General features: G+C 72.4%; 3 protein-coding genes. All 3 read left to right on the top strand.

The window, feature by feature from the left end; all coding sequences use genetic code 11:
• The coding region (gene eboE, locus I0C86_RS28145) for a metabolite traffic protein EboE (RefSeq protein ID WP_196204323.1) at positions 1–1,106 on the top strand (1,106 nt) is incomplete at its 5' end.
• Positions 1,099–2,490 carry an alkaline phosphatase family protein gene (locus tag I0C86_RS28140; RefSeq protein WP_196204322.1) on the top strand — a complete coding sequence of 464 codons (1,392 nt, stop codon included), beginning with the start codon at positions 1,099–1,101 and terminating at the stop codon, positions 2,488–2,490. The genes eboE and I0C86_RS28140, both read left to right, overlap by 8 nt.
• Positions 2,487–3,554 (top strand): polyprenyl synthetase family protein, encoded by a 1,068-nt coding sequence (locus tag I0C86_RS28135; RefSeq protein WP_196204321.1) that lies wholly within the window; start codon positions 2,487–2,489, stop codon positions 3,552–3,554. Before I0C86_RS28140 ends, I0C86_RS28135 begins: the two co-directional genes overlap by 4 nt.
• The last annotated feature ends 435 nt before the right edge of the window (positions 3,555–3,989 follow it).

Below are 3,989 nucleotides of genomic sequence, written 5' to 3'. Positions count from 1 at the left end.
CCGACGTACTCGGTCTGGGGCTGTGGCTGGCCGCGCCGGTCGCGGCCGGGCTGGCCGCCGACCCGCAGGCCCGGCGGCGGCTCCGCGCCGAGCTGAACGCGCGCGGGCTGGAGGTGGTCACCCTGAACGGTTTTCCCTACCAGGCCTTCCAGGCTCCGGTGGTGAAGAAGGCCGTGTACCAGCCGGACTGGACCACCCGGGAACGGCTGGTCTACACGCTGAACCTGGCCACCGTCCTGGTCGACCTGCTGCCCGACGACGCCGTCCGAGGCTCGGTCTCCACCCTGCCGCTGGCCTGGCGGGAGCCCTGGGACGAGCGGCGGTCGGCCCAGGCGGCCAGGGTGCTCGCCGAGCTGGCCGACGGGCTGACCGAGATCGCCTGGCGGACCGGCCGGGCGGTCCGGGTCGGGTTCGAGCCGGAACCGGGCTGCGTGGTCGAGTCCACCGCACAGGCGGTCGCCGAACTGTCCCGGATGGACACCGACCGGCTCGGCATCTGCCTGGACCTGGCCCATCTGGCCTGTGCCTGGGAGGAACCGTCGGAGGCGCTGGCCCGGCTGCGAACCGCCGGGATACCGGTGGTGAAGGTCCAGGTCTCGGCCGCGCTGGCCGCCGCCGACCCGGTCGCGGCCGTGGACACCCTGCGCGGGTACGTCGAACCGCGCTTCATGCACCAGACCCGGGCCGAATCCTGCGCGGGTGCCGGCGATCCGGCCGATCCCGGGCACGCCGCCGACGACCTGGACGAGGCGTTGGACGCCGAGCTTCCCGGAGCCTGGCGGGTGCACTACCACGTGCCGTTGCACGCCGTGCCCGCCCCGCCGCTGGAATCCACGGTGCCGGTGCTGCGCAGCGCCCTGCGGGAGCTGTTCGCCGGTCCGGTCGCCGGCTGTGACCACCTGGACGTGGAGACGTACACCTGGGGAGTGCTGCCGGCGGCGCAGCGCCCGGAGTCCGATGAGGAGCTGGCCACCGGGATCGCCGCCGAACTGGCCTTCGCCCGCGACGAACTGACCGCGTTGGGGTTGACCCGGGCCCCGGCCGGACCGGCCGGACCGGCCGGACCGGCCGGACCCACGCCGCTGCTGAGGAGGCGCCATGGCTAATCCACTGGTCGTGATCGACGTGGTCGGGCTGACCCCCCGGCTGCTCGCCCACATGCCCCGGCTCCGGGCGCTGGCCGACGCCGGCTGCCAGGCCGAACTCGGCACGGTGCTGCCGGCGGTCACCTGCTCGGCCCAGGCGACGTTCCTCACCGGCGCGCTGCCGGCCGAGCACGGCATCGTCGGCAACGGCTGGTACTTCCGTGACCTGGGCGAGGTGTTCCTGTGGCGGCAGCACCACGCGCTGATGGGCGGGGAGAAGGTGTGGCAGGCCGTCCGCCGGGAGCGCCCGGACTACACCGTCGCCAACGTCTGCTGGTGGTACGCGATGGGCGCCGACGTGAACTGGACGGTGACGCCCCGGCCGATCTACTACGCCGACGGGCGCAAGGAGCCGGACTGTTACACCGATCCGCCGGAGCTGCACGACGAGCTGACCGGCAAGCTCGGCGGCTTTCCGCTGTTCACCTACTGGGGGCCGGGCGCCGGGCTGCCCTCGTCGGCCTGGATCTGCCGGGCCGCCCAGCAGATCATGGCCGACCACGACCCGGACCTGACCCTGGTCTACGTTCCGCACCTCGACTACGACCTGCAACGCTTCGGCCCGTCCTCGCCGCAGGCGGCGGCGGCCGCCGCCGAGCTGGACGGGATCCTGGGCCCGCTGCTGGACGCCGCCGCCGCCCGGAACGCGACGGTGGTGGCATTGTCGGAGTACGGCATCACCGAGGCCTCCCGGCCGGTGGACGTCAACCGGCTGCTCCGCTCCGAGGGGCTGCTCCGGGTGTACACCCAGGACGGGATGGAGTACCTGGACCCGTGGACGTCCCGGGCGTTCGCGGTGGCCGACCACCAGATCGCGCACGTCTACGTCAGGGACCCGGCCGATGTGCCGGCGGTGGCGAAGCTCTGTGCCGGGCTGCCCGGGGTGGCGCAGGTGCTGGACGAGGCGGGCAAGGCCGCACACGGGCTGGACCACGCACGCTCCGGCGAACTGGTGCTGGTCGCCGAGCCGGATGCCTGGTTCACCTACTACTACTGGCTGGACGACTCCCGGGCGCCGGACTTCGCCCGGCTGGTGGAGATCCATCGCAAGCCCGGGTACGACCCGGCGGAACTCCTCTTCGACCCGGCGGCGCCGGGTGCCGCCAAGCGCCGGGCGGCGGTGGCGCTGGCCCGGAAGAAGCTCGGGATGCGCTACCTGATGAGTGTGGTCGGACTGGACGCCGGGGCCCGGGCGGTACGCGGCTCGCACGGCCGGTTGCCCGCCGATCCGGCGGACGCCCCGGTGCTGCTCTGCTCGGACGCCTCGGTGGCCCAGGTCCGGTACGCCGCGACCGAGGTGAAGGGTTTGCTGCTGCGTCTCGCCGGCCCGACGGATCGATCATGACCGCCACGGTTCCCGAGGTGGACCTCGGTGCTCTCCGGAAGCGCTTCGACGCCCAGTTGGCCGCCTTCCTCGACCGGCAGGACCCGGACTGGCCGGACGGTGCCCCCCGGGGCGTCTTCACCACGCTGCACCGGTTCGTGCTGGCCGGTGGCAAGCGGCTGCGCCCGCTCTTCTGCTACTGGGGCTGGCGTGGTGCCGGCGGCGCGGACGGTACGCCGATCGTGGCCGCCGCCGCCGCGCTGGAGCTGTTCCACGCCTTCGCGCTGATCCACGACGACATCATGGACGGCAGCGACCGGCGTCGCGGCGAGCCTTCCGTGCACCGGATCTTCGCCGACCTGCACGCCCGGTCGGCCTGGCGCGGTGATCCGGCGTCGTACGGGCGCAGCACGGCGCTGCTCTGCGGCGACCTCTGCGCGGCCTGGGCCGACCAGCTCTTCCAGGAGTGTGGCCTGACCCTGGAGGAGGTGCACCAGGGCTACGGCGTCTTCGCGACCATGCGTACCGAGGTGATCGCCGGGCAGTACCTGGACCTGGTCTCCGGGGTGGGCGACGGGTCGGTGGCGAGCGCGTTGACCGTGATCCGGATGAAGGCGGCCCGCTACACGGTGACCCGGCCGTTGCAGATCGGCGCCGCGCTGGCCGCCGGGTCGCCGGAGCTGCTGGCGGCGCTGGCGGCGTTCGGCGATCCGCTGGGCGACGCGTTCCAGCTCCGTGACGACGTGCTCGGGGTCTTCGGTGATCCGGCCTTGACCGGCAAGTCGGTTCTGGACGACCTGCGCGAGGGGAAGCCGACGGTGATGATGGCGCTGGCCCGCAGCGGTGCCGGCCGGGCCCAGTCGCAACGGTTGAAGGCGCTGTTCGGCAATCCTGACCTGGATCCGGGCGGGGCCGCCGAGCTGCGCTCGATCATCGTCGCGACCGGTGCGTTGGACCGGATCGAACAGATGATCAAGGTGCGCACCGACGCCGCGCTGGCGGCGCTCATGGAGGCGCCGATCTCCGCCGACGCCGCCGAGGTGCTGGCCACCCTGGCGGCCGAAGCCGTGGAACGGCAGGGATAACGGCCGCGCTGGTCGCCGCCGGCAGGGATAACGGCCGCGCTGGTCGCCGCCGGCAGGGGTACGGCTGCGCTGGTCGCCGCCGGGCGGGCGGCGACGGCGGTCGACACGGCGCGGAAAGCGCCAGTCGCCCGGTGTTGTCGGCACTTTCCCCCATATCGACAGAAGTTCACGCTGGCACAACGAAAGGTATGGACACATCGACACACTGGAATTAGTGTGTCGAACACAGCTCACAGTTGTTACGTCGAGGTAACCGACGGCGCGGTTGACCCACGACAACGATCGGCGTGCCGGTTTGCCCATCGGTCGACGGTCGCGGCTTCGCGGGAAGGCAATCCCCCGGGAAGAGCTCCACTTCGACGGCATTCGGCGCAACGGCGAGCGCCCTGCCTGTACGCACCTGTTCAGGACGGGAGTGCACGACCATGTCTCCAC

Origin of the sequence: Plantactinospora alkalitolerans, assembly GCF_015690345.1 — a bacterium.
Classification (GTDB): Bacteria; Actinomycetota; Actinomycetes; order Mycobacteriales; family Micromonosporaceae; genus Plantactinospora; species Plantactinospora alkalitolerans.
Note: the sequence above shows the minus strand (reverse complement) of the source record. Positions and strands in the feature narration are given on the sequence as shown.